The organism is Kosakonia sp. YIM B13588 (genome assembly GCF_042788165.1).
Lineage (GTDB): Bacteria > Pseudomonadota > Gammaproteobacteria > Enterobacterales > Enterobacteriaceae > Kosakonia > Kosakonia sacchari.
Window position 1 is genome coordinate 123,636 of sequence record NZ_JBHZPO010000008.1, and the last position, 24,357, is coordinate 147,992.

At 54.3% G+C, this 24,357-nt stretch carries 21 protein-coding genes; 18 read left to right on the forward strand and 3 right to left on the reverse strand.

Translation table 11 applies throughout. The annotated features are described in order from the left end of the window. From leuB to leuL, 3 genes are all read right to left on the reverse strand, one after another. Complete coding sequence (leuB, locus tag ACFX4U_RS15060; protein WP_020456534.1) at positions 1–1,092, reverse strand: 3-isopropylmalate dehydrogenase; 1,092 nt, start codon at positions 1,090–1,092, stop codon at positions 1–3. After that, entirely contained in the window at positions 1,092–2,663 is a 1,572-nt protein-coding gene (gene leuA / locus ACFX4U_RS15065; RefSeq protein WP_017457915.1) for a 2-isopropylmalate synthase, read from the reverse strand. Before leuA ends, leuB begins: the two co-directional genes overlap by 1 nt. Before the next feature lie 93 nt (positions 2,664–2,756). Beyond that, complete coding sequence (gene leuL / locus ACFX4U_RS15070) at positions 2,757–2,843, reverse strand: leu operon leader peptide (RefSeq protein WP_110093646.1); 87 nt, start codon at positions 2,841–2,843, stop codon at positions 2,757–2,759. Between the two features lie 473 nt (positions 2,844–3,316). Here leuL and leuO point away from each other — a divergent pair, with 473 nt between their 5' ends. From leuO to ftsA, 18 genes are all read left to right on the forward strand, one after another. Then, on the forward strand, positions 3,317–4,279 hold the full coding sequence (leuO, locus tag ACFX4U_RS15075; protein WP_305737650.1) for a transcriptional regulator LeuO: 963 nt from the start codon (positions 3,317–3,319) through the stop codon (positions 4,277–4,279). A 387-nt stretch (positions 4,280–4,666) separates the two neighbouring features. Continuing rightward, positions 4,667–6,391, forward strand: a complete 1,725-nt coding sequence (gene ilvI, locus ACFX4U_RS15080) for an acetolactate synthase 3 large subunit (protein ID WP_065369306.1) — start codon at positions 4,667–4,669, stop codon at positions 6,389–6,391. A 2-nt stretch (positions 6,392–6,393) separates the two neighbouring features. Continuing rightward, a complete protein-coding gene (gene ilvN / locus ACFX4U_RS15085; RefSeq protein WP_007373137.1) occupies positions 6,394–6,885 on the forward strand; it encodes an acetolactate synthase small subunit in 492 nt (163 codons plus the stop codon). Between the two features lie 177 nt (positions 6,886–7,062). Further along, positions 7,063–8,067 carry a catabolite repressor/activator gene (cra, locus tag ACFX4U_RS15090; protein WP_017457918.1) on the forward strand — a complete coding sequence of 335 codons (1,005 nt, stop codon included), beginning with the start codon at positions 7,063–7,065 and terminating at the stop codon, positions 8,065–8,067. Positions 8,068–8,687: 620 nt separating this feature from the next. Further along, complete coding sequence (mraZ, locus tag ACFX4U_RS15095) at positions 8,688–9,146, forward strand: division/cell wall cluster transcriptional repressor MraZ (RefSeq protein WP_017457919.1); 459 nt, start codon at positions 8,688–8,690, stop codon at positions 9,144–9,146. A 2-nt stretch (positions 9,147–9,148) separates the two neighbouring features. Then, entirely contained in the window at positions 9,149–10,090 is a 942-nt protein-coding gene (gene rsmH, locus ACFX4U_RS15100) for a 16S rRNA (cytosine(1402)-N(4))-methyltransferase RsmH (RefSeq protein ID WP_044489787.1), read from the forward strand. Further along, the gene (gene ftsL / locus ACFX4U_RS15105) at positions 10,087–10,452 is read left to right on the forward strand and encodes a cell division protein FtsL (RefSeq protein WP_017457921.1); all 366 of its coding nucleotides are present in this window, start codon (positions 10,087–10,089) and stop codon (positions 10,450–10,452) included. Before rsmH ends, ftsL begins: the two co-directional genes overlap by 4 nt. A 25-nt stretch (positions 10,453–10,477) precedes the next feature. After that, positions 10,478–12,244, forward strand: coding sequence for a peptidoglycan glycosyltransferase FtsI (locus ACFX4U_RS15110; protein ID WP_200552665.1), 1,767 nt, complete (start codon positions 10,478–10,480; stop codon positions 12,242–12,244). After that, positions 12,231–13,718, forward strand: coding sequence for a UDP-N-acetylmuramoyl-L-alanyl-D-glutamate--2,6-diaminopimelate ligase (murE, locus tag ACFX4U_RS15115; protein ID WP_313509788.1), 1,488 nt, complete (start codon positions 12,231–12,233; stop codon positions 13,716–13,718). The genes ACFX4U_RS15110 and murE overlap by 14 nt, the downstream gene beginning before the upstream one ends. Continuing rightward, positions 13,715–15,073 carry a UDP-N-acetylmuramoyl-tripeptide--D-alanyl-D-alanine ligase gene (gene murF, locus ACFX4U_RS15120; RefSeq protein ID WP_313509791.1) on the forward strand — a complete coding sequence of 453 codons (1,359 nt, stop codon included), beginning with the start codon at positions 13,715–13,717 and terminating at the stop codon, positions 15,071–15,073. Before murE ends, murF begins: the two co-directional genes overlap by 4 nt. Continuing rightward, positions 15,067–16,149: a phospho-N-acetylmuramoyl-pentapeptide-transferase gene (gene mraY / locus ACFX4U_RS15125; RefSeq protein WP_017457925.1), complete on the forward strand. Its 1,083-nt coding sequence runs from the start codon at positions 15,067–15,069 to the stop codon at positions 16,147–16,149. The genes murF and mraY overlap by 7 nt, the downstream gene beginning before the upstream one ends. Before the next feature lie 2 nt (positions 16,150–16,151). Further along, a complete protein-coding gene (murD, locus tag ACFX4U_RS15130; RefSeq protein ID WP_313510088.1) occupies positions 16,152–17,468 on the forward strand; it encodes a UDP-N-acetylmuramoyl-L-alanine--D-glutamate ligase in 1,317 nt (438 codons plus the stop codon). Beyond that, positions 17,468–18,709, forward strand: a complete 1,242-nt coding sequence (gene ftsW, locus ACFX4U_RS15135; RefSeq protein WP_313510045.1) for a cell division protein FtsW — start codon at positions 17,468–17,470, stop codon at positions 18,707–18,709. The genes murD and ftsW overlap by 1 nt, the downstream gene beginning before the upstream one ends. Further along, positions 18,709–19,776, forward strand: coding sequence for an undecaprenyldiphospho-muramoylpentapeptide beta-N-acetylglucosaminyltransferase (gene murG / locus ACFX4U_RS15140; RefSeq protein WP_017457928.1), 1,068 nt, complete (start codon positions 18,709–18,711; stop codon positions 19,774–19,776). The genes ftsW and murG overlap by 1 nt, the downstream gene beginning before the upstream one ends. 56 nt (positions 19,777–19,832) lie before the next feature. Further along, positions 19,833–21,308, forward strand: coding sequence for a UDP-N-acetylmuramate--L-alanine ligase (gene murC / locus ACFX4U_RS15145; RefSeq protein WP_249880751.1), 1,476 nt, complete (start codon positions 19,833–19,835; stop codon positions 21,306–21,308). Beyond that, positions 21,301–22,221 carry a D-alanine--D-alanine ligase gene (locus ACFX4U_RS15150; RefSeq protein WP_305737108.1) on the forward strand — a complete coding sequence of 307 codons (921 nt, stop codon included), beginning with the start codon at positions 21,301–21,303 and terminating at the stop codon, positions 22,219–22,221. Before murC ends, ACFX4U_RS15150 begins: the two co-directional genes overlap by 8 nt. A 1-nt stretch (position 22,222) precedes the next feature. Beyond that, positions 22,223–23,071, forward strand: a complete 849-nt coding sequence (ftsQ, locus tag ACFX4U_RS15155; protein WP_065369301.1) for a cell division protein FtsQ — start codon at positions 22,223–22,225, stop codon at positions 23,069–23,071. After that, positions 23,068–24,324, forward strand: a complete 1,257-nt coding sequence (ftsA, locus tag ACFX4U_RS15160) for a cell division protein FtsA (protein WP_017457932.1) — start codon at positions 23,068–23,070, stop codon at positions 24,322–24,324. Before ftsQ ends, ftsA begins: the two co-directional genes overlap by 4 nt. Positions 24,325–24,357 lie beyond the last annotated feature (33 nt).

Genomic DNA, 24,357 nt, shown 5'->3' on the forward strand with positions numbered 1-24,357 from the left:
TTACACCCCTTCTGCGACATAACGAGCGATGATGTCGCCCATCTCATCGGTACTGACAGCTGCAGCGCCACGGGCTAAGTCGCCGGTGCGCACGCCTTCTTCTAATGCACGATTGATAGCACCTTCGATGGCGTCAGCCGCGTCGCCTGCATTCAGGCTGTAACGCAGCAGCAGCGCCAGCGACAGGATCTGCGCAATCGGGTTGGCGATATTTTTCCCGGCGATATCCGGCGCGGAGCCACCTGCTGGTTCATACAGACCAAAACCTTGTTCATTCAGGCTGGCGGAAGGCAGCATGCCCATCGAACCGGTGATCATGGCGCACTCGTCGGAAAGAATGTCGCCGAACAGGTTGGAGCACAGCAGCACGTCAAACTGGGACGGATCTTTAATCAGCTGCATGGTGGCGTTGTCGATGTACATATGCGCCAGTTCAACGTCCGGGTATTCCCCCGCGATTTCATTGACGATTTCGCGCCACAGCAGCGAGGTTTGCAGCACGTTGGCTTTATCAATCGAGTGCACTTTTTTGCGGCGTTTACGCGCTGATTCAAAGGCGATACGCGCAATGCGCTCGATTTCAAAACGGTGATAGATCTCGGTATCAAACGCTTTTTCATGCTGACCGCTGCCTTCGCGACCTTTCGGTTGACCGAAGTAGATGCCGCCGGTCAGTTCACGCACGCACAGAATGTCGAAGCCGTTGGCGGCGATGTCTTCGCGCAGCGGACAAAATGCTTCCAGCCCCTGATACAGTTTTGCCGGGCGCAAATTGCTGAATAATTTGAAGTGTTTACGCAGCGGCAGCAGCGCGCCGCGTTCCGGTTGCTGTGCCGGAGGCAGGTTTTCCCATTTTGGGCCGCCGACAGAGCCGAACAGAATCGCATCGGCTTGTTCGCAGCCTTCAACCGTGGCCTGTGGCAGCGGGTTACCATGACGATCGATGGCAATGCCGCCGACATCATAATGGCTGGTGGAAATACGCATACCAAAACGGTTACGCACGGCTTCCAGTACTTTCAGCGCTTGTGCCATCACTTCCGGACCGATACCGTCGCCCGGCAACACAGCAATATGGTAATTCTTCGACATCACACGGTTTCCTTGTTGTTTTCTTTGTTCTGAGCCTGGCGTTGCAACTCTTTTTCGACTTCAGCGGCGCGCCAGATATTGTTCAGCACATGCACCATGGCTTTGGCGGAAGACTCCACAATATCGGTCGCCAGACCGACGCCGTGGAAGCGGCGACCGTTGTAGTTGACCACGATATCAACCTGACCCAGTGCGTCTTTGCCCTGGCCTTTGGCGCTCAAATCGTATTTCACCAGTTCGATGTCATAGGCCGTCACGCGGTTAATGGCCTGGTAGACCGCATCGACCGGGCCGTTGCCGTTGGCGGCTTCGGCTTTGATCTCTTCGCCACACGCCAGCTTCACGGATGCGGTGGCAATATCGTTGGAGCCGGACTGCACACTGAAGTAATCCAGGCGGAAGTGCTCTGGCTCTTCCTGCTGTTTATTGATGAATGCCAGCGCTTCCAGATCGTAATCAAAGACCTGGCCTTTTTTATCCGCCAGCTTCAGGAAGGCGTCGTACAGGTTATCCAGGTTGTAGTCGGCTTCTTTATAGCCCATCTCTTCCATGCGGTGTTTCACTGCCGCGCGACCGGAGCGGGAGGTCAGGTTCAACTGAACCTGGTTCAGGCCGATGGATTCCGGGGTCATGATTTCGTAGTTTTCGCGGTTTTTCAGTACGCCATCCTGGTGAATACCGGAGGAGTGGGCGAATGCACCGGTGCCAACAATCGCTTTGTTCGCCGGAATCGGCATATTGCAAATCTGGCTGACGGTCTGACTGGTGCGCCAGATTTCATGGTGATTGATTTGGGTGTGCACGTTCATGATGTCTTTGCGCACTTTGATCGCCATGATCACCTCTTCCAGCGAGCAGTTACCGGCACGTTCGCCGATACCGTTCATTGCGCCTTCTACCTGGCGCGCACCGGCGTGTACTGCGGCGATGGCGTTGCCCACGGCTAAGCCTAAGTCGTCATGGGTATGAACAGAGATAATGGCTTTATCGATGTTCGGTACGCGTTCGTACAGCCCGGAGATGATATTGGCGAACTCGAACGGCATGGTGTAGCCGACGGTGTCCGGGATGTTGATGGTTTTCGCACCGGCATTGATAGCGGCTTCGACGACGCGCGCCAGATCGGCAATCGGGGTGCGGCCAGCATCTTCACAGGAAAATTCCACATCGTCGGTATAGTTGCGGGCGCGTTTAACCATGTAAATGGCGCGTTCAATCACTTCATCCAGCGTGCTGCGTAACTTGGTAGCGATATGCATCGGCGAGGTGGCGATGAAGGTGTGGATACGGAACGCTTCGGCAACTTTTAACGACTCTGCTGCAACATCAATATCTTTTTCGACGCAGCGGGCGAGGGCGCAAACGCGGCTGTTTTTTACCTGGCGCGCAATGGTTTGTACGGATTCAAAATCGCCCGGGGAAGAGACCGGAAAACCCACTTCCATCACATCGACGCCCATACGCTCCAGCGCCAGGGCGATTTGCAGCTTCTCTTTTACGCTCAGGCTCGCCTGTAACGCCTGTTCACCATCACGTAATGTGGTATCGAAAATAACGACTTGCTGGCTCATGGTTTAGGTCCTTTGTCTCTTAGGTCGCCTCGCTACGAGCATAAAAAAACCCGCGCCAAGGCGCGGGTTCTTAGTCTTAACCGGAAGGACGATTCAACTCAGAATGTCGCCCACCGGTCTACCGCGCACGAGAGATGCGTTTAGTAGTAGTAGACCAGCGAAACCGACGTTGCGAATCATGAATCATGCTCCAGGTGAATGCGATATGCTTTTAGTGGTACTGGATACGTAAGTTAATGTCAACCCCTCGCCTGAAAAGCGCGTCTGAAGAGCGCTGATTATTTTGTTGAGCTTTAGTTAATAATTCTGCCTGTGTAACGGAAATGCGTTTTTCCTGCTTACGAATGGCCGTTTGTATCAGGTGTAATGCATTATTTAACGTCTTGCGTAAAAGCGAAGTGAATCGTCGATTGAGTTGTTAAGGAAAACAGCGATAGAGATATATTTTTATTGAGATTACAGAATGTTTGCCAGCGTAAAAATATATGAAGAGTTCCATTGGTTTAAGATGAAATAGTAAATTTCATTCGCCATGAAAATAAAACAGGAGCTTTATATATTCCTAATTTGTCAAACCGTACTTCTAATAATGCTATATGCGTGATAAATCATCTTCCTGAATATTATTATTACGCAGGTCGAGGGAGCTCATGATGACGACGGATTGCAAAATACCTGGTGAAGACGTTTATAATCAGCACATTAATGAAGAGGGGAAACCGCAGTTACGTTCTGTCGATCTCAATTTACTGACTGTTTTTGATGCAGTAATGCAGGAGCAAAATATCACCCGCGCGGCACATGCTCTGGGAATGTCTCAGCCCGCAGTGAGTAATGCTGTTGCGCGTCTTAAGGTCATGTTTAATGACGAACTTTTTGTTCGCTATGGTCGTGGGATCCAGCCAACCGCACGTTCATATCAACTTTTTGGTTCTATCCGCCAGGCGCTGCAACTGGTGCAAAATGAACTGCCCGGTTCCGGATTCGATCCGCTTAGTAGTGAACGCGTATTTAATCTTTGTGTTTGTAGCCCGCTGGATAATCTTTTAACGTCAGCAATTTACAACAGCGTGGAGAAAATCGCCCCCGGTATTAATTTGGTGTTTAAATCCGATCTTAATCACAGCACCGAGCATCAGTTGCGTTATCAGGAAATTGAGTTTGTGATTGGCTATGAAGAGTTTCGCCGACCAGAATTTACATGTATCCCGCTATTTAATGATGAAATGGTGCTGGTCGTCAGCCATCAGCATCCCCGCCTTAATACGTTCACTACAGAAAACGCCGTCTTTAGAGAACAGCATGCGGTGGTTTCGCTGGACCGGTACGCGTCATTTAGCCAGCCATGGTATGACAGCGTAGATAAACGCAGTTGTATCGCTTACCAGGGAATGGCGCTAACCAGCGTATTAAGCGTGGTCTCGCAAACACATCTGGTGGCGATTGCACCGCGCTGGTTAGTGAAGACGTTTGCAGAAGGGCTGGATTTAGAGATGCTGCCGCTACCGTTAGATCTCAAAAGTCGTACATGTTATCTCTCCTGGCACGAAGCCGCGGGCAGAGATAAGGGCCATCAATGGATGGAAGAGCTTCTGGTGTCGGTATGTAGCCATTAACCATAGGGCAGAATCATCCAGCGGTGAAAATGCCTGGTTATTCTGCTCTCTTTTTTTCTGGCAGTATTTTGTCCTGATTTACGTCTGTCGCAATGACAGACGATGTTGCAAAAATGGATCAATTACTGGACAACTTCGTATTCGGATGATGAATGGTCATCGTCTTTGCTTATCACAGATGTTTCCACCAATTCTCAGTTTTTGACGTCGTTTTTTCACTTTTGCACAGGGTTCGCCGCCAGGGCTTGCTAATTGCCTGCCAGATTTTGAGCGGTTATGGTAACTGCCATTCATAATCAGAGTGCAGGGATTTCCTGTTCTGAACAGAGCGACAGCGCGGAAATGATTTTCGCCGTCAGTCGACAAACGTAAGCCTGGAGGCAAAGCATGGAGATGTTGTCTGGAGCCGAGATGGTCGTCCGATCGCTTATCGATCAAGGCGTAAAGAAAGTATTCGGCTATCCCGGAGGCGCGGTTCTTGATATCTACGATGCCCTGCATACCGTCGGCGGTATTGAACACGTGCTGGTTCGCCACGAACAGGCGGCAGTACATATGGCCGATGGTCTGGCACGCGCGACGGGTGAAGTGGGCGTGGTGCTGGTAACTTCGGGCCCCGGCGCGACCAACGCCATCACCGGCATCGCCACGGCATATATGGATTCTATTCCGCTGGTGGTGCTCTCCGGTCAGGTTGCAACGTCGCTGATTGGCTATGATGCCTTCCAGGAGTGCGACATGGTGGGGATCTCCCGCCCGGTGGTTAAGCACAGTTTTTTAGTCAAGCAAACGGAAGATATTCCCGGTGTATTAAAGAAAGCGTTCTGGCTTGCCGCCAGCGGTCGTCCTGGACCGGTAGTGGTGGATTTGCCGAAAGATATTATGAACCCGGCCAATAAGCTGCCTTACGTCTGGCCGGAATCCGTCAGCATGCGTTCCTATAATCCGACAACTCAGGGACATAAGGGGCAGATTAAGCGCGCATTACAAACGCTGGCGGCGGCGAAAAAGCCGGTGGTCTATGTGGGCGGTGGCGCGATCAATTCTGCCTGCGAAGCACAGCTACGCCAGCTTGCTGAAAAACTGAATTTACCGGTGGTCTCTTCATTGATGGGGCTGGGCGCATTTCCTGCTTCCCACCGTCAGGCGCTCGGCATGCTGGGTATGCACGGGACTTACGAAGCCAATATGACGATGCACCATTCAGACGTCATCTTTGCCGTTGGCGTGCGTTTTGACGATCGCACCACCAACAATCTTGCAAAATATTGCCCGGATGCGACAGTGCTGCATATCGATATTGATCCCACGTCCATTTCCAAAACCGTGCAGGCAGATATTCCAATTGTGGGCGATGCGCGGCTGGTGCTGGAACAGATGCTGGAATTGCTGGAGCAGGAAGCGTATCCGCAGCCGTTAGATGAGATTCGCGACTGGTGGCTGCGTATCGATCAATGGCGCGCGCGGCAGTGCCTGAAATACGATACCCAAAGTGAGAGCATTAAACCGCAGGCGGTGATTGAAGCGGCCTGGCGCCTGACGAAAGGCGAGGCTTATGTGACATCAGATGTTGGCCAGCACCAGATGTTCGCTGCGCTCTACTACCGTTTTGATAAGCCGCGCCGCTGGATCAACTCCGGAGGGCTCGGCACGATGGGATTCGGTTTGCCTGCTGCGCTCGGCGTGAAGATGGCGTTGCCGGATGAGACGGTGATTTGCGTGACCGGCGACGGCAGTATCCAGATGAACATTCAGGAGCTTTCTACCGCATTACAGTATGAATTGCCGGTGCTGGTGCTGAATCTGAACAACCGTTACCTGGGCATGGTGAAGCAGTGGCAGGACATGATTTATTCTGGTCGCCATTCGCAATCGTATATGGAATCGCTGCCTGATTTCGCCCGTCTGGCAGAAGCTTATGGGCATGTTGGGATCCGCATTACGCGCCCGGATGAGCTGGAAGCGAAGCTCGCTGAAGCACTGGAGCAGGTGAAGAACAATCGCTTGGTGTTTGTTGACGTTACCGTTGACGGTAGTGAACACGTTTATCCGATGCAGATCCGCGGTGGTGGTATGGATGAGATGTGGTTAAGCAAAACGGAGAGAACCTGATTATGCGCCGGATATTGTCTGTATTACTGGAAAATGAATCGGGCGCTTTATCGCGCGTGATTGGTCTGTTCTCTCAGCGTGGTTACAACATTGAAAGCCTGACGGTTGCGCCAACCGATGATCCCACGTTATCAAGAATGACGATCCAGACCGTTGGCGATCAGAAAGTGCTTGAGCAGATCGAAAAGCAACTGCACAAACTGGTCGATGTTTTGCGCGTTAATGAATTGGGACAAGGCGCGTATGTTGAGCGCGAAATTATGCTGGTGAAGATCCAGGCCAGCGGCTACGGGCGTGAAGAGGTGAAACGCAACGCGGAAATTTTCCGTGGACAAATCATTGACGTCACCCCGTCTATTTATACGGTTCAGCTTGCCGGAACCAGCGACAAACTGGATGCGTTTCTGGCGACGATCCGCGATGTCGCAAAAATCGTTGAAGTCGCGCGGTCTGGCGTGGTGGGGTTATCTCGCGGCGACAAAATCATGCGTTGATCGTGATCGTTCTCTCCATTTATCCGCCCGGCCTCTTACGCCGGGCTTTTTTTTGCGAAATCATACGGAACCCGATACGAAAGCGGTTGCCGCAGTGAGTATTCTGCGCTTAGATGTTATGGAAATTAGCCTATATCCCTAAAAAGGTTATGGAGTGCATTATTTTAAGGGGCAATTGTGAAACTGGATGAAATCGCCCGGCTAGCCGGCGTCTCACGAACCACGGCCAGCTACGTCATAAATGGTAAGGCGAAGCAGTATCGTGTCAGCGACAAAACCGTCGAGAAAGTGATGGCGGTTGTTCGTGAGCATAACTACCACCCGAACGCGGTGGCGGCTGGGCTGCGAGCAGGACGAACTCGCTCGATTGGGTTGGTTATTCCCGATCTTGAAAACACAAGCTACACGCGTATTGCCAACTATCTGGAGCGCCAGGCGCGTCAGCGCGGCTATCAGCTTCTGATTGCCTGCTCTGAAGATCAGCCTGATAACGAAATGCGTTGCATTGAACATTTGCTGCAACGGCAAGTGGACGCGATCATCGTGTCTACTTCGTTGCCGCCGGAGCATCCGTTCTACCAACGGTGGGCGAATGATTCCTTCCCGATCGTCGCACTCGACCGCGCGCTGGATCGAGAACACTTCACCAGCGTCGTCGGTGCCGATCAGGATGATTCGGAAATGTTGGCGGAAGAGCTGCGTAAATTCCCGGCGGAGCGTGTGCTTTACCTTGGCGCTTTACCGGAGCTGTCGGTGAGTTTCCTGCGTGAGCAAGGCTTTCGCACCGCGTGGAAAGACGATCCGCGTGAGGTTCAGTATCTCTACGCCAACAGTTATGAGCGGGAAGCCGCTGCGCAGCTGTTTGAAAAATGGCTGGAAACCAACCCGATGCCGCAAGCGATGTTTATCACCTCGTTTGCCTTATTACAGGGCGTGCTGGATGTGACGTTGCGTCGCGACGGCAAGCTGCCATCTGATTTGGCGATTGCCACGTTCGGCGATCATGAATTGCTGGATTTCCTGCAATGCCCGGTGCTCGCGGTGGCGCAGCGTCATCGCGATGTGGCCGAACGCGTGCTGGAGATTGTGCTGGCAAGCCTTGATGAGCCACGCAAACCGAAAGCGGGGCTTAGCCGCATTCGCCGTAATCTCTATCGTCGCGGCATACTTAGCCGGGTATAGTTTCGGGTGAAAGGCAGCGAGCGCTGCCTTTTTACTATTCACCGCTTACCTTTAATCAAATTATTGTTGAGACTCTCCTAAGATAAATCCTTAATTTCCCAATGGCTGCTGTTAATTTATTTTGCCCATTTCTTAAAAAACATTTTTAAAGAGTAATTGAGAAGTAACTTATCCCGATTTTTGTATTGAATTGTTACATCTAAAAAAGACCACATGCATTGAATTAACGTTCATTTATCGCGTTGAAATTTTATCACTGCGGAAGTGCCGCCGCGCTATGTGCGCGTTGATGTAACTGGTGCTGTTAACTCTCTTCAATATGTCTTAAAATGCCGCCCGCGTCGCAAACTGACACTTTATATTTCGCGCGCAGAAATTGAATGGTTTTAAACGCGCGTGCGCATATTCTGTTTTTTTTCTTGCAAATATTCATGACGTTAATTTGCCTCGTAAGCTGAGCACTATTTCACCGACGCAGATATTCACTGCGAATAAGGGATCTTTTGTTCTGGTTAGCCATTGCGCTGGCTTGACAAGCTTTTCCTCCGCTCCGTAAACTCCTTCAGTGGGGATTTGTGGGATAAAGTGGTGTAAAAGGGTCACCTGGGGGTGAATCGGAAATGTTCCGTGGAGCGACGTTAGTCAATCTCGACAGCAAAGGGCGGTTATCCGTTCCCACCCGATATCGGGATTTGCTGCAGGAGAATGCCTCCGGTCAAATGGTTTGCACCATTGACATCCGTCACTCATGCCTGCTGCTTTACCCTTTGCCCGAATGGGAAATTATCGAGCAAAAACTGTCGCGTCTGTCGAGCATGAATCCGCTCGAACGGCGCGTACAACGTTTGTTGCTGGGGCATGCCAGCGAGTGCCAGATGGACAGCGCCGGGCGCATTTTGATTGCACCCGTTTTACGGCAACACGCCGGATTAACGAAAGAAGTGATGCTGGTCGGGCAGTTCAATAAATTTGAGCTGTGGGACGAAACGACCTGGTATCAACAGGTCAAGGAAGATATCGACGCTGAGCAATCGGGTTCCGAAGCACTTTCGGATCGGTTGCAGGATTTGTCTCTGTAATGATGATGGAAAATTTTAAACACACGACGGTGCTGCTGGATGAGGCCGTTAACGGCCTGAATATTCGTCCGGATGGCATTTACATCGATGGCACTTTTGGTCGCGGTGGCCACTCGCGCTTGATCCTCTCCCAATTGGGAGCGGAAGGACGCTTGCTGGCGATCGATCGCGATCCGCAGGCGATTGCTGTAGCACAAACCATTGATGATCCCCGCTTCTCCATCATTCATGGTCCTTTTTCCGCGCTTGCTGATTATGTCAGCGAGCGCGACCTTATTGGCAAGATCGACGGCATTCTCCTCGATCTTGGCGTCTCTTCACCGCAGCTTGACGATCCGGAACGCGGCTTCTCCTTTATGCGTGATGGCCCGTTAGATATGCGTATGGATCCCACTCGCGGTCAGTCTGCTGCCGAATGGTTACAAACCGCTGATGAAGCCGATATCGCCTGGGTTTTAAAAACCTTCGGCGAGGAGCGCTTTGCCAAACGTATTGCCCGCGCCATTGTCGAGCGCAACCGCCTCGATCCCATGACCCGCACCAAAGAGCTGGCGGAAGTGGTGGCGGCGGCAACGCCGGTGAAAGACAAATTCAAACATCCCGCGACCCGTACCTTCCAGGCGGTGCGTATTTGGGTGAACAGTGAACTGGAAGAGATAGAGCTGGCGCTAAAAAACTCGCTCGGCGTGCTTGCCCCGGGAGGGCGGCTTTCGATTATCAGCTTCCATTCACTGGAAGACCGCATTGTGAAACGCTTTATGCGTGAGCAAAGCCGCGGCCCGCAGGTTCCTGCCGGGTTGCCGATGACCGAAGAGCAACTCAGGAAACTGGGTGGCCGTCAACTGCGAGCCTTAGGAAAGTTGATGCCGGGTGAAGAAGAAGTGGCTGAAAACCCACGTGCCCGTAGTTCAGTTCTGCGTATTGCAGAGAGGACGAACGCATGATCGGCAGAGTGACAGAGACCCTGAGCAAAGTGAAGGGATCGTTAGGAAGCAACGAGCGCCATGCTTTGCCTGGCGTGATCGGCGACGATCTTTTGCGATTTGGGAAACTGCCACTCTGCTTGTTCATTTGCATCATCATGACGGCAGTGACGGTGGTCACCACCGCACATCACACGCGTTTATTAACCGCACAGCGTGAACAACTGGTTATTGAGCGCGACGCGCTGGATATCGAATGGCGCAACCTGATCCTTGAAGAGAACGCGCTCGGCGACCATAGCCGGGTTGAACGGATCGCCACAGAAAAGCTGCAAATGCAGCATGTCGATCCCTCACAGGAAAATATTGTGGTGCAGAAATAGAGATGAATAAGGGATCACGCAACGCATGAAAGCAGCGGCGAAAACGCTTAAACCGAAACGCCAGGAAGAACAGGCCAACTTTGTCAGTTGGCGTTTTGCGTTGCTTTGCGGTTGTATTCTGCTGGCATTGATGTTCCTGCTCGGGCGCGTTGCCTATCTGCAAGTCGTCAATCCGGACATGCTGGTGCGCGAAGGGGATATGCGTTCCCTGCGCGTACAAGAAGTGGCGACGTCGCGCGGGATGATAACTGACCGTTCTGGCCGCCCTCTGGCGGTGAGTGTGCCGGTGAAAGCCATCTGGGCGGATCCGAAAGAGCTGCACGATGCGGGCGGTGTGACGCTGGATAATCGCTGGAAAGCGCTCTCTGACGCACTGAATATGCCACTCGACCAGCTTGCTTCACGCATCAATGCCAACCCGAAGATGCGTTTTATTTATCTGGCGCGTCAGGTCAATCCGGATCTCGGCGATTACATCAAGAAACTGAAATTACCCGGTATTCATCTGCGTGAAGAGTCTCGCCGTTACTATCCATCCGGGGAAGTAACCGCTCACCTCATCGGTTTTACCAACGTTGACAGCCAGGGCATTGAAGGCGTTGAAAAGAGTTTTGATAAATGGCTCACCGGGCAACCGGGCGAACGCATTGTGCGTAAAGACCGCTACGGGCGCGTGATTGAAGATATTTCATCTACCGACAGCCAGGCGGCGCACAATCTTGCATTAAGTATTGATGAGCGTTTGCAGGCGCTGGTCTATCGCGAGCTGAATAACGCTGTGGCGTTTAACAAAGCGGAGTCGGGCAGCGCCGTGCTGGTGGATGTGAACACCGGCGAAGTGCTGGCCATGGCCAACAGCCCTTCATACAATCCAAACAACTTCTCCGGCACGTCGAAAGACGCGATGCGTAACCGCGCCATTACCGACGTATTTGAACCGGGTTCCACCGTGAAACCGATGGTGGTCATGACCGCATTACAGCGCGGTGTGGTGACGCCAAATACGGTGCTGAATACAGTGCCTTATCGTATTAACGGCCATGAAATCAAAGACGTGGCGCGATACAGCGAATTAACCCTCACCGGGGTCTTACAGAAGTCGAGTAACGTCGGCGTTTCTAAGCTGGCGTTAGCGATGCCCTCCTCAGCGTTAGTAGATACTTACTCACGTTTTGGTCTGGGAAAAACGACCAATTTGGGGATGGTCGGGGAACGCAGTGGCTTATTTCCTCAAAAACAACGGTGGTCTGACATAGAGAGGGCCACCTTCTCTTTCGGCTACGGGCTAATGGTAACGCCGTTACAGTTAGCGCGAGTCTACGCAACCATTGGCAGCTACGGTATCTACCGACCGCTGTCGATCACCAAAGTTGATCCGCCAGTTCCGGGCGAGCGCATCTTCAACGAATCCATTGTCCGTACCGTGGTGCACATGATGGAGAGCGTGGCGCTGCCAGGCGGCGGCGGGGTGAAAGCCGCCATCAAAGGTTATCGCATCGCGATTAAAACCGGTACGGCGAAAAAAGTCGGCCCCGATGGCCGCTATATCAATAAATACATTGCATACACCGCTGGCGTCGCGCCTGCCAGCCGCCCGCGCTTTGCGCTGGTGGTGGTCATCAACGATCCGCAAGCGGGTAAATACTACGGTGGCGCCGTGTCCGCGCCGGTCTTTGGTGCCATCATGGGCGGCGTTCTGCGCACCATGAACATTGAGCCGGATGCGCTGACCACGGGTGAAAAAAGTGAATTTGTAATTAATCAAGGCGAGGGATCAGGTGGCAGATCGTAATTTGCGCGACCTTCTCGCTCCGTGGGTGCCAATGCTACCTGCGCGAGCGCTACGAGAGATGACACTCGACAGCCGTGTGGCTGCCTCGGGCGATCTTTTTGTGGCAGTGGTCGGTCATCAGGCGGACGGGCGTCGATATATCCCGCAGGCGATTGCGCAAGGTGTTGCTGCCATTATTGCTGAAGCGAAAGATGAAGCAAATGACGGTGAAATTCGTGAAATACACGGTGTACCGGTCATTTACCTCAGCCAGTTAAATGAGCGCCTTTCCGCGCTGGCAGGTCGTTTTTACGGCGAGCCTTCCGAGCAACTGCGCCTTATCGGCGTAACCGGTACTAACGGTAAAACCACCACTACGCAGTTACTGGCACAGTGGAGCCAACTGCTTGGCGAAACCAGCGCGGTGATGGGCACGGTGGGTAACGGTCTGCTCGGTAACGTCGTGCCGACGGAGAATACCACCGGTTCTGCTGTCGACGTTCAGCATGTCATTGCCGGGCTGGTGGCGCAAAAAGCGACCTTTGCCGCGATGGAAGTCTCTTCCCACGGCCTGGTTCAGCATCGCGTGGCTGCACTGAAATTTGCCGCCAGCGTGTTCACCAATTTAAGCCGCGATCATCTGGATTATCACGGTGATATGGCGAACTACGAAGCGGCGAAGTGGCTACTGTTCTCTTCTCACCATTATGGTCAGGCGATCATAAATGCCGACGACGAAGTTGGCCGTCGCTGGCTGGCCAAATTACCGGACGCCGTTGCGGTATCGATGGAAGAAAATATCAATCCGGACTGTCATGGACGCTGGTTAAAAGCGGTAAACGTTGATTATCACGACAGCGGGGCGACGATCCATTTCGACTCCTCATGGGGCGAAGGTGAAATTGAAAGCCGCCTGATGGGCGCGTTTAACGTCAGTAACTTGCTGCTGGCGCTGGCTACGCTGCTGGCGCTGGGTTACCCGCTGAGTGAACTGCTGAAAACCGCATCCCGTCTGCAACCGGTTTGCGGTCGTATGGAAGTGTTCAGCGCGCCGGGTAAACCGACTGTGGTTGTCGATTATGCCCACACGCCGGATGCGCTGGAAAAAGCGTTGCAGGCGGCGCGTCTGCACTGTACGGGCAAACTGTGGTGCGTGTTTGGCTGCGGCGGCGATCGCGATAAAGGCAAACGACCATTAATGGGCGCGATTGCTGAGCAGTATTCTGACGTGCCGGTGGTGACGGATGACAATCCGCGCACCGAAGAGCCGCGCGCCATTATTAACGACATCCTTGCGGGCATGCTGGATGCGGGCCAGGCGCGCGTGGTGGAAGGCCGCGCAGAAGCGGTGACCAATGCCATCATGCAAGCCAAAGAGAATGATGTCGTGCTGCTGGCCGGTAAAGGCCATGAAGATTATCAGATTGTGGGTACGCGCCGTCTGGATTACTCCGATCGCGTCACCGCGGCGCGTTTGCTGGGGGTAGTGGCATGATTAGCGTAACGCTGAGTCAACTTACCCGCACGCTGCACGCGGAACTGCACGGCCAGGATGTGCTGATTGAGGCGGTAACCAGCGACACACGTAAACTGACGCCGGGCTGCCTGTTTGTCGCTCTGAAAGGCGAGCGTTTTGATGCTCACGACTTCGCAGATAAAGCGAAAGAGGGTGGCGCGGGCGCGCTGCTGGTGAGCCGCAAACTGGATATCGACCTGCCGCAGTTAGTGGTGCAGGACACCCGCCAGGCCTTTGGTGAGCTGGCGGCCTGGGTTCGCCAGCAAGTGCCAACGCGCGTGGTGGCGCTGACCGGTTCTTCCGGCAAGACGTCAGTGAAAGAGATGACCGCCGCCATTCTCAGCGAATGCGGCAATACGCTCTACACCGCAGGCAACCTCAACAATGATATCGGCGTGCCAATGACCTTGTTGCGCCTGACTAAAGAGCACCAGTTTGCGGTGATTGAACTGGGGGCGAACCACCAGGGTGAAATCGCATGGACTGTTGGGCTGACTTGCCCGGAAGCCGCGCTGGTTAATAACCTGGCGGCAGCGCATCTGGAAGGCTTTGGCTCGCTTGCCGGTGTGGCGAAAGCGAAAGGTGAAATTTACACCGGTCTGCCCGCTAACGGTATCGCCATTATGAATGCCGACAATAATGACTGGCTGAACTGGCAGAGCATTATTGGCGATCGCAAAGTCTGGCGCTTCTCTCCCAATGCAGCAAACAGCGATTTTACCGCGACGAACGTGCATGTGACTTCACATGGCACCGAGTTCACCCTGCAAACCCCAACCGGCAATGTGGATGTCACGCTGCCTCTGCCGGGTCGCCACAATATCGCCAATTCGCTGGCAGCAACGGCGCTGGCGATGGCGGTTGGCGCAAGCCTGGACGCGGTAAAACGTGGGCTGGCAAACCTGAAAGCCGTGCCGGGGCGCTTATTCCCGGTGCAGTTGGGTGAAAACCAACTGCTGCTGGATGACACCTATAACGCCAACGTCGGTTCCATGACCGCAGCCGCCAACGTGTTGTCCGAGATGCCGGGTTACAGGGTGATGGTGGTTGGCGATATGGCTGAGCTGGGTGATGAGAGCGAAGCGTGTCATATCCAGGTCGGTGAAGCGGCGAAAGCCGTTGGCATCGATAAAGTTCTGAGCGTCGGCACGTTGAGCAAAGCGTTGAGCAAAGCCAGCGGCGTAGGCGAGCATTTTAACGATAAAGCGGCAGTGACAGCGCGCTTAAAAGCGCTTATCGCTGAGCAGAAAATTATTACTATTTTGGTGAAAGGTTCACGTAGCTCCGCCATGGAAGAGGTGGTACGCGAATTACAGGAGAACGGGACATGTTAGTGTGGCTGGCCGAACATTTGGTCAAATATTATTCCGGCTTTAACGTCTTTTCCTATTTGACGTTTCGCGCCATTGTCAGCCTGCTGACCGCGCTCTTCATCTCTTTGTGGATGGGACCGCGCATGATAGCCCGCTTGCAAAAACTCTCTTTTGGCCAGGTGGTGCGTACCGATGGTCCGGAATCGCACTTCAGTAAACGCGGCACGCCGACGATGGGCGGGATCATGATCCTGACCGCGATTGTGGTTTCTGTTGTGCTGTGGGCGTATCCCTCCAACCCCTACGTCTGGTGTGTCCTGGTAGTGCTGGTGGGTTACGGCGCAATTGGCTTTGTCGATGACTACCGCAAAGTGGTGCGCAAAGATACCAAAGGCCTGATTGCACGCTGGAAGTATTTCTGGATGTCAGTCATCGCGCTGGGTGTAGCGTTTGCGCTCTATCTGGCGGGCAAAGATACACCCGCGACCGAGCTGGTGGTGCCGTTCTTTAAAGATGTCATGCCGCAACTGGGCATGTTTTACATTCTGCTGGCTTATTTCGTGATTGTTGGCACCGGTAACGCGGTCAACCTGACGGATGGCCTGGATGGCCTGGCGATTATGCCGACGGTCTTCGTTGCCGGTGGTTTTGCGCTGGTGGCGTGGGCGACCGGCAACATGAATTTTGCTAACTACTTACACATTCCCTATCTGCGTCACGCAGGGGAACTGGTGATTGTCTGTACGGCGATTGTCGGCGCAGGGTTGGGCTTCTTGTGGTTTAACACCTATCCGGCGCAGGTCTTTATGGGCGATGTCGGTTCACTGGCGCTGGGCGGCGCGCTGGGCATTATCGCCGTGCTGCTGCGCCAGGAGTTCCTGCTGGTGATCATGGGCGGGGTGTTTGTGGTGGAAACACTGTCGGTCATTTTGCAGGTCGGTTCATTCAAACTGCGTGGCCAACGTATTTTCCGTATGGCGCCGATTCATCACCACTATGAATTGAAAGGCTGGCCGGAACCGCGCGTAATCGTGCGCTTCTGGATTATTTCGCTGATGCTGGTGCTGATTGGCCTGGCAACGCTGAAGGTACGTTAATCATGGCTGATTACCAGGGTAAAAAAGTCGTCATCATCGGTTTGGGTCTCACAGGCCTTTCCTGCGTGGACTTTTTCCTCGCACGCGGTGTCACGCCGCGAGTGATGGATACGCGCGTTTCTCCGCCGGGGCTGGACAAGCTGCCGGAGGCAGTGGAGCGCCATCTTGGTAGTCTTAACGATGACTGGTTGCTGGCCGCCGATCTGGTTGTTGCAAGCCCGGGCATCGCGTTGGCGCATCCTTCCCTGAGCGCGGCGGCAGATGCGGGTGTCGAGATTGTTGGTGATATCGAGTTGTTCTGCCGTGAAGCGCAGGCACCCGTTATCGCGATTACCGGTTCCAACGGTAAAAGTACCGTGACAAAGCTGGTCGGAGAGATGGCTGAAGCTGCCGGGGTGAACGTCGGGGTTGGTGGCAATATCGGTCTGCCGGCGCTGATGCTCCTCGACGATGAGCGCGAACTCTATGTGCTTGAGCTTTCCAGCTTCCAGTTGGAAACGACGTCAAGCCTGCACGCGGCGGCGGCCACCATCCTGAACGTCACGGAAGATCATATGGATCGCTATCCGTTTGGGTTGCAGCAATATCGTGCCGCCAAGCTGCGCGTCTATGAAAACGCGAAGGTGTGCGTGGTGAATGCTGATGACGCGTTGACGATGCCGGTACGCGGCGCTGATGAACGTTGTGTCAGTTTTGGCGTTGATGTCGGCGATTACCACTTAAATCGCCAACAGGGTGAAACCTGGCTGCGCGTGAAAGGTGAGAAAGTGCTGAATGTGGCTGAGATGAAGCTGAGCGGCCAGCACAACTACACCAACGCGCTGGCAGCGCTGGCATTGGCTGATGCAGTCGGTTTACCGCGCGCCAGCAGTCTGAAAGCGCTGACGACATTTACCGGGCTGGCGCACCGCTTCCAGCTGGCGCTGGTGCATAACGGCGTGCGCTGGATCAACGACTCGAAAGCAACGAACGTCGGTAGCACCGAAGCGGCGCTGAATGGCCTGCATGTCGACGGTACGCTGCATTTGCTGCTCGGCGGTGACGGGAAATCGGCAGATTTCTCTCCGTTGAAGCGTTATCTGAGCGGCGATCGTATTCGTCTTTACTGCTTCGGCCGTGACGGCGCGGAGCTGGCGGCGCTGCGCCCGGAAATCGCGGAACAAACCGAGACAATGGATCAGGCCATGCGGCTAATCGCAACTCGCGTACAGCCGGGCGATATGGTGCTGCTGTCACCCGCTTGTGCCAGCCTCGATCAGTTTAAGAATTTCGAACAACGGGGTGATGTCTTTACCCGTCTGGCGCAGGAGTTAGGCTGATGCGTTTAACGCTCCCCCGCCCAAGAATGCCGCGCCTGCCTGGATTTAGCATCCTGGCCTGGCTGTTCGCGGCGTTAAAAGGCTGGGTCATGGGCTCGCGACAGAAGGACACCGACAGCCTAGTCATGTATGACCGTACGCTGCTGTGGCTGACGCTGGGCCTTGCGGCAATCGGCTTCATCATGGTGACGTCGGCGTCGATGCCTGTTGGGCAGCGCCTGACGGACGATCCGTTCTTCTTCGCCAAGCGTCACGCGCTGTACCTGTTCCTGGCGTTTTGCATGTCGATGGTGACATTGCGGCTGCCAATGGATTTCTGGCAAAAATACAGCTCAGCAATGTTGATCGCCGCGATCATCATGCTGCTGGTGGTGCTGGTTGTGGGGAGTTCGATCAACGGGGCATCGCGCTGGATTGATCTCGGGCTGATGCGTTTCCAGCCAGCGGAGTTCACCAAGCTGTCACTGTTCTGCTATCTGGCGAACTACCTGGTGCGCAAAGTCGACGAAGTGCGAAACAACCTGCGCGGCTTCTTAAAACCGATGGGCGTGATCCTGGTGCTGGCGGTGTTGCTGCTGGCGCAGCCGGACCTGGGGACGGTGGTTGTACTGTTTATTACCACGCTGGCGATGCTGTTCCTGGCGGGGGCGAAACTGTGGCAGTTCATCGCCATTATCGGAATGGGGATTTCAGCGGTAGTACTGCTGATCCTCGCCGAACCTTATCGTATTCGCCGCGTAACGTCCTTCTGGAACCCGTGGGAAGATCCTTTTGGTAGCGGTTATCAGCTTACCCAGTCGTTAATGGCGTTTGGCCGCGGTGAATTGGGGGGCCAGGGCTTAGGTAATTCGGTTCAGAAACTGGAATATCTGCCGGAAGCACACACCGACTTTATCTTCTCCATAATCGGGGAAGAACTCGGTTATATCGGTGTGGTAGTGGCACTTTTAATGGTATTCTTCGTCGCTTTCCGCGCCATGTCTATCGGGCGTAAAGCGCTGGAAATCGATCATCGCTTTTCTGGTTTTCTGGCCTGCTCAATAGGTATCTGGTTTAGCTTCCAGGCGCTGGTTAACGTTGGTGCAGCAGCAGGTATGCTGCCGACCAAAGGGTTGACGCTGCCGCTTATCAGTTACGGTGGTTCCAGTTTATTAATTATGTCAGTGGCGATTACGCTGCTGCTACGCATAGATTATGAAACGCGTCTGGAGAAAGCCCAGGCGTTTACACGAGGTGTGTGATGAGTGGTCAACCAAAGCGGTTAATGGTGATGGCGGGCGGTACCGGCGGGCATGTATTCCCCGGTCTTGCGGTCGCGCACCATTTGATGGATCAGGGCTGGCAAGTACGCTGGCTCGGAACCGCCGATCGCATGGAGGCTGATCTGGTGCCGAAACACGGCATTGAGATCGATTTCATCCGCATCTCTGGTCTGCGCGGCAAAGGTATTAAGGCGCAGTTGCTGGCACCGGTGCGTATCTTCAATGCCTGGCGTCAGGCGCGCGCCATTATGCAGCGCTTTAAGCCTGATGTGGTGCTTGGAATGGGCGGCTATGTTTCCGGTCCCGGCGGGCTCGCGGCCTGGTCGCTCGGCATTCCGGTGGTATTGCATGAGCAAAACGGCATTGCCGGTTTGACCAACAAATGGCTGGCGAAAATCGCCACCAAAGTGATGCAGGCGTTTCCGGGCGCGTTCCCGACTGCGGAAGTCGTTGGAAACCCGGTGCGTGTCGATGTGCTGGCATTGCCATTGCCGCAGCAGCGCTTGCCCGGCCGTGAAGGCCCGGTGCGGGTGCTGGTTGTTGGTGGTTCGCAAGGCGCACGCGTGCTTAACCAGACGATGCCGCAGGTCGCGGCAAAGTTAGGGGCGGCGGTCACTATCTGGCATCAGAGCGGGAAGGGTGCGCAGCAGGAGGTTGAGCGAGCCTATGCAAGCGCTGGCGAACCTCAGCATAAAGTTACTGAGTTTATTGACGATATGGCACAAGCCTATGCGTGGGCGGATGTGGTGGTTTGCCGCTCTGGTGCATTAACGGTCAGCGAGATCGCTGCCGCAGGTTTACCGGCGCTGTTTGTACCGTTCCAGCACAAAGACCGGCAGCAGTACTGGAATGCCTTGCCGCTGGAAAAAGCGGGCGCGGCAAAGATTCTGGAGCAGCCGCAATTTACCGTTGATGCGGTGGCTGCAACGCTCGCGGGCTGGAACCGCGAAGCATTACTGGAGATGGCCGAACGCGCGCGCGCGGCAGCCATCCCCGATGCTACCGAACGGGTGGCAAACGAAGTGAGCCTGGCAGCTCAGGCATAAATACTGGCGACGCCTTTTGCGTCGCGCAAATTTAAGTAGTCGATGGCGTTTAGAGAATGAATACACAAGAACTGGCGAAACTGCGTTCAATCGTGCCCGAGATGCGTCGCGTCCGGCACATTCACTTTGTCGGCATTGGCGGTGCTGGCATGGGCGGTATTGCCGAAGTGCTGGCCAACGAAGGCTACCAGATTAGCGGCTCCGATTTGGCGCCTAATCCGGTTACGCAGCAATTGACGTCGCTTGGCGCCACGATTTATTTCAACCACCGCCCGGAAAACGTGAGCGATGCGAGCGTTGTGGTGGTTTCCAGTGCGATCTCTGCCGATAACCCGGAAATCGTAGCGGCGCATGAAGCGCGCATTCCGGTGATCCGCCGCGCAGAGATGCTGGCGGAATTAATGCGTTTTCGCCACGGCATTGCCATTGCCGGTACGCACGGCAAAACGACCACCACCGCGATGGTGGCAAGTATTTATGCAGAAGCCGGGCTGGACCCGACTTTTGTTAATGGTGGCCTGGTTAAAGCCGCTGGCGTGCATGCGCGCCTGGGGCACAGCCGTTACCTGATTGCGGAAGCGGATGAGAGCGATGCCTCGTTCCTGCATCTGCAGCCGATGGTGGCGATTGTCACCAATATCGAAGCTGACCATATGGATACTTACCAGGGTGACTTCGAAAATTTAAAAACGACTTTTATCAACTTTCTGCACAACCTGCCGTTCTATGGCCGTGCAGTGATGTGCGTCGACGATCCGGTTATTCGGGAGTTGTTGCCGCGCGTAGGTCGCCAGATCACGACCTACGGTTTCAGTGATGATGCAGATGTTCGCGTGGAAAACTACCGTCAGGTTGGGCCGCAGGGGCACTTTACACTGGTGCGCCAGGATAAACCGGAACTGCGCGTGACGCTGAATGCGCCAGGTCGCCATAACGCGTTAAACGCGGCGGCGGCTGTTGCGGTAGCGACGGAAGAAGGGATCGAAGATGACGCGATCCTGCGCGCGCTGGAAAGCTTCCAGGGCACAGGCCGCCGTTTTGATTTCCTTGGTGAATACCCGCTGCAAGAGGTAAACGGTAAAACCGGTACCGCGATGCTGGTTGACGATTATGGTCACCATCCGACAGAAGTGGATGCCACTATCAAAGCGGCGCGTGCGGGCTGGCCGGATAAAAACCTGGTGATGTTGTTTCAGCCGCACCGTTACACGCGTACTCGTGATCTGTATGACGATTTCGCCAATGTGCTGACCCAGGTGGATTCACTGCTGATGCTGGAGGTTTATCCGGCGGGCGAAGCAGCGATCCCTGGCGCAGATAGCCGTTCTCTGTGCCGCACTATTCGCGGGCGCGGCAAGATCGATCCGATTCTGGTGTCCGATCCGGCGCAGGTCGCCGCGATGCTGGCACCGGTGCTGACCGGCAACGATCTGATCCTGATCCAGGGGGCCGGTAACGTCGGTAAGATTGCGCGCAGCCTGGCCGAGAGCAAACTGAAACCGCAGACCGTGGAGGAGGAGCGCCGTGGCTGAGAAAGTAGCGGTTCTGCTGGGCGGCACTTCCGCCGAGCGTGACGTTTCGCTTAATTCCGGTGCAGCGGTGCTGGCAGGTTTGCGTGAAGGCGGCGTTGATGCGCATGGTGTGGATCCGCGCGATGTGGATGTCACCCGCCTGAAAGAGATGGGTTTCAGTAAAGCGTTTATCGCCTTGCATGGCCGCGGTGGTGAAGATGGCACCCTGCAGGGTCTGCTGGAATTAACCGATATTCCTTATACCGGAAGCGGTGTGATGGCCTCGGCGATTTCGATGGATAAAGGGCGCAGCAAGCTGCTGTGGCAGGGGGCGGGGTTGCCCGTTGCGCCGTGGGTAGCACTGACGCGCAGCGAATTTGAATCAGGCCTGAAAACTATTGATATTCAACGCATTGAGGTGCTGGGGTTACCTGTTATTGTCAAGCCCAGCCGCGAAGGCTCAAGCGTCGGGATGTCAAAGGTCGATAAAAGTGAAGGACTGCATGCTGCATTAGCGCTTGCATTTCAACATGATGATGAAGTTCTGATTGAAAAATGGCTCAGTGGACCTGAATTTACCGTCGCCCTGCTTGGAAATGAAATTTTACCGTCGATTCGTATTCAACCGGCGGGAATCTTCTATGATTATGAGGCGAAATATCTCTCTGATGAGACGAAGTATTTTTGCCCATCAGGTCTGGAAGCGGACGATGAAGCCGCATTACATGTCCTGGTGCGTGAAGCGTGGCAAGTTTTAGGCTGCCGTGGTTGGGGTCGTATTGATGTCATGCTGGACAGCGATGGACAATTTTATTTGCTGGAAGCGAATACCTCGCCAGGAATGACCAGCCACAGCCTGGTGCCGATGGCGGCACGTCAGGCAGGGTTGGGCTTTTCCCAGTTAGTTGTTCGTATTCTGGAATTGGCGGAGTGATATGTCACAGGCTGCGCTGAACACGCGAAACCGCGAAGCGGAGGCTGTCAAAATCTCCCGCCGCAACAATGGAACGCGTCTTGCAGGTATCGTATTCCTGCTGACGGTGCTGTGCACTGTGTTGGTGAGTGGCTGGGTGGTACTGGGCTGGATGGACGACGCGCAGCGTTTGCCGTTATCAAAGCTGGTGTTGACAGGCGATCGTCATTACACCCGCAATGATGATATTCGCCAGTCTATTTTGGCGTTGGGCGCGCCCGGCACGTTTATGACGCAGGACGTTAACATCATTCAAAGCCAGATAGAACGTCTGCCCTGGATCAAGCAGGCGAGCGTCAGAAAACAGTGGCCAGACGAATTGAAGATTCATCTGGTTGAATATGTGCCCATTGCGCGGTGGAATGATCAACATATGGTCGATGTGGACGGCAACGCATTTAGCGTGCCGGCCGAACGAACCAGTAAACAGATTTTGCCGATGTTGTACGGCCCTGAAGGGAGCGAAAGCGAGGTGTTACAGGGCTACCGCGACATGGGGCAAGTGCTGGCAAAGGATAAGTTCACGTTAAAAGAGGCGGCGATGACCGCGCGGCGTTCGTGGCAAGTAACGCTCAGCAATGACATCAAGCTTAATCTGGGCCGTGGCGATACGATGAAACGTCTGGCGCGCTTTGTGGAACTCTACCCGGTTCTCCAGCAGCAGGCGCAAACGGATGGCAAAGAGATTAGCTACGTGGATTTACGCTATGACTCAGGTGCGGCCGTAGGCTGGAAAGCGGCCCCTGTTCAGGAACCGAATCAGCAGCAAAATCAGGCACAACAGAATCAGGCACAGGCAGAGCAACAATGATCAAGGCGACGGACAGAAAACTGGTAGTAGGACTGGAGATTGGCACCGCGAAGGTCGCCGCTTTAGTAGGGGAAGTTCTGCCCGACGGTATTGTGAATATCATTGGCGTAGGCAGTTGTCCGTCTCGTGGGATGGATAAAGGCGGAGTGAACGATCTGGAATCGGTGGTGAAATGCGTTCAGCGCGCCATCGATCAGGCTGAATTGATGGCCGATTGCCAGATTTCATCGGTCTACCTTGCGCTCTCGGGGAAACATATTAGCTGTCAGAACGAGATTGGTATGGTGCCGATTTCGGAAGAAGAAGTTACGCAGGAAGATGTGGAAAACGTGGTGCATACGGCTAAATCGGTACGTGTGCGTGACGAACACCGTGTTTTACATGTGATTCCGCAGGAGTACGCTATCGACTACCAGGAAGGGATCAAAAATCCGGTAGGTCTGTCTGGCGTACGCATGCAGGCGAAAGTGCATTTGATTACTTGCCATAACGATATGGCGAAAAACATCGTTAAAGCCGTTGAACGATGTGGTTTGAAAGTTGACCAACTTATTTTTGCCGGACTGGCTTCCAGCTACTCCGTGCTGACTGAAGATGAACGTGAGCTGGGTGTCTGCGTTGTCGATATCGGCGGTGGTACAATGGATATGGCGGTTTATACCGGCGGCGCGCTGCGTCATACCAAAGTTATCCCTTATGCCGGGAACGTGGTAACCAGCGACATTGCGTATGCCTTTGGTACACCGCCGAGCGATGCTGAGGCGATTAAAGTTCGCCACGGTTGTGCGCTGGGTTCGCTGGTTGGCAAAGACGAGAGCGTTGAGGTGCCGAGTGTCGGCGGCCGTCCGCCACGTAGCCTGCAGCGTCAGACGCTGGCAGACGTAATAGAGCCGCGCTACACCGAGCTGCTCAACCTGGTGAACGACGAAATTTTGCAGTTACAGGAACAGCTTCGCCAACAAGGTGTGAAACATCATCTGGCGGCGGGGATTGTGTTGACCGGCGGCGCGGCGCAAATGGAAGGTCTGGCGGCCTGCGCGCAGCGCGTGTTCCATACGCAGGTGCGTATTGGTGCGCCGCTCAATATTACTGGTTTAACGGATTACGCCCAGGAGCCGTACTATTCAACGGCGGTGGGGCTGCTGCACTACGGGAAAGAGACCCATTTAAGTGGTGAAGCAGAAGTTGAAAAACGCGTGTCAGTCGGTTCGTGGTTCAAACGAATCAACAGCTGGCTGCGAAAAGAGTTTTAATTTTTTTCAGAGACCGTAGAGAATTAACGGTTT

Bases quoted from the DNA above. Each gene is read 5' to 3' on its own strand.
- leuB (WP_020456534.1), bottom strand. From the start codon at position 1,092: ATGTCGAAGAATTACCATATTGCTGTGTTGCCGGGCGACGGTATCGGT.
- leuA (WP_017457915.1), bottom strand. From the start codon at position 2,663: ATGAGCCAGCAAGTCGTTATTTTCGATACCACATTACGTGATGGTGAA.
- leuL (WP_110093646.1), bottom strand. From the start codon at position 2,843: ATGATTCGCAACGTCGGTTTCGCTGGTCTACTACTACTAAACGCATCT.
- leuO (WP_305737650.1), top strand. From the start codon at position 3,317: ATGACGACGGATTGCAAAATACCTGGTGAAGACGTTTATAATCAGCAC.
- ilvI (WP_065369306.1), top strand. From the start codon at position 4,667: ATGGAGATGTTGTCTGGAGCCGAGATGGTCGTCCGATCGCTTATCGAT.
- ilvN (WP_007373137.1), top strand. From the start codon at position 6,394: ATGCGCCGGATATTGTCTGTATTACTGGAAAATGAATCGGGCGCTTTA.
- mraZ (WP_017457919.1), top strand. From the start codon at position 8,688: ATGTTCCGTGGAGCGACGTTAGTCAATCTCGACAGCAAAGGGCGGTTA.
- rsmH (WP_044489787.1), top strand. From the start codon at position 9,149: ATGATGGAAAATTTTAAACACACGACGGTGCTGCTGGATGAGGCCGTT.
- ftsL (WP_017457921.1), top strand. From the start codon at position 10,087: ATGATCGGCAGAGTGACAGAGACCCTGAGCAAAGTGAAGGGATCGTTA.
- ACFX4U_RS15110 (WP_200552665.1), top strand. From the start codon at position 10,478: ATGAAAGCAGCGGCGAAAACGCTTAAACCGAAACGCCAGGAAGAACAG.
- murF (WP_313509791.1), top strand. From the start codon at position 13,715: ATGATTAGCGTAACGCTGAGTCAACTTACCCGCACGCTGCACGCGGAA.
- mraY (WP_017457925.1), top strand. From the start codon at position 15,067: ATGTTAGTGTGGCTGGCCGAACATTTGGTCAAATATTATTCCGGCTTT.
- murD (WP_313510088.1), top strand. From the start codon at position 16,152: ATGGCTGATTACCAGGGTAAAAAAGTCGTCATCATCGGTTTGGGTCTC.
- ftsW (WP_313510045.1), top strand. From the start codon at position 17,468: ATGCGTTTAACGCTCCCCCGCCCAAGAATGCCGCGCCTGCCTGGATTT.
- murG (WP_017457928.1), top strand. From the start codon at position 18,709: ATGAGTGGTCAACCAAAGCGGTTAATGGTGATGGCGGGCGGTACCGGC.
- murC (WP_249880751.1), top strand. From the start codon at position 19,833: ATGAATACACAAGAACTGGCGAAACTGCGTTCAATCGTGCCCGAGATG.
- ftsQ (WP_065369301.1), top strand. From the start codon at position 22,223: ATGTCACAGGCTGCGCTGAACACGCGAAACCGCGAAGCGGAGGCTGTC.
- ftsA (WP_017457932.1), top strand. From the start codon at position 23,068: ATGATCAAGGCGACGGACAGAAAACTGGTAGTAGGACTGGAGATTGGC.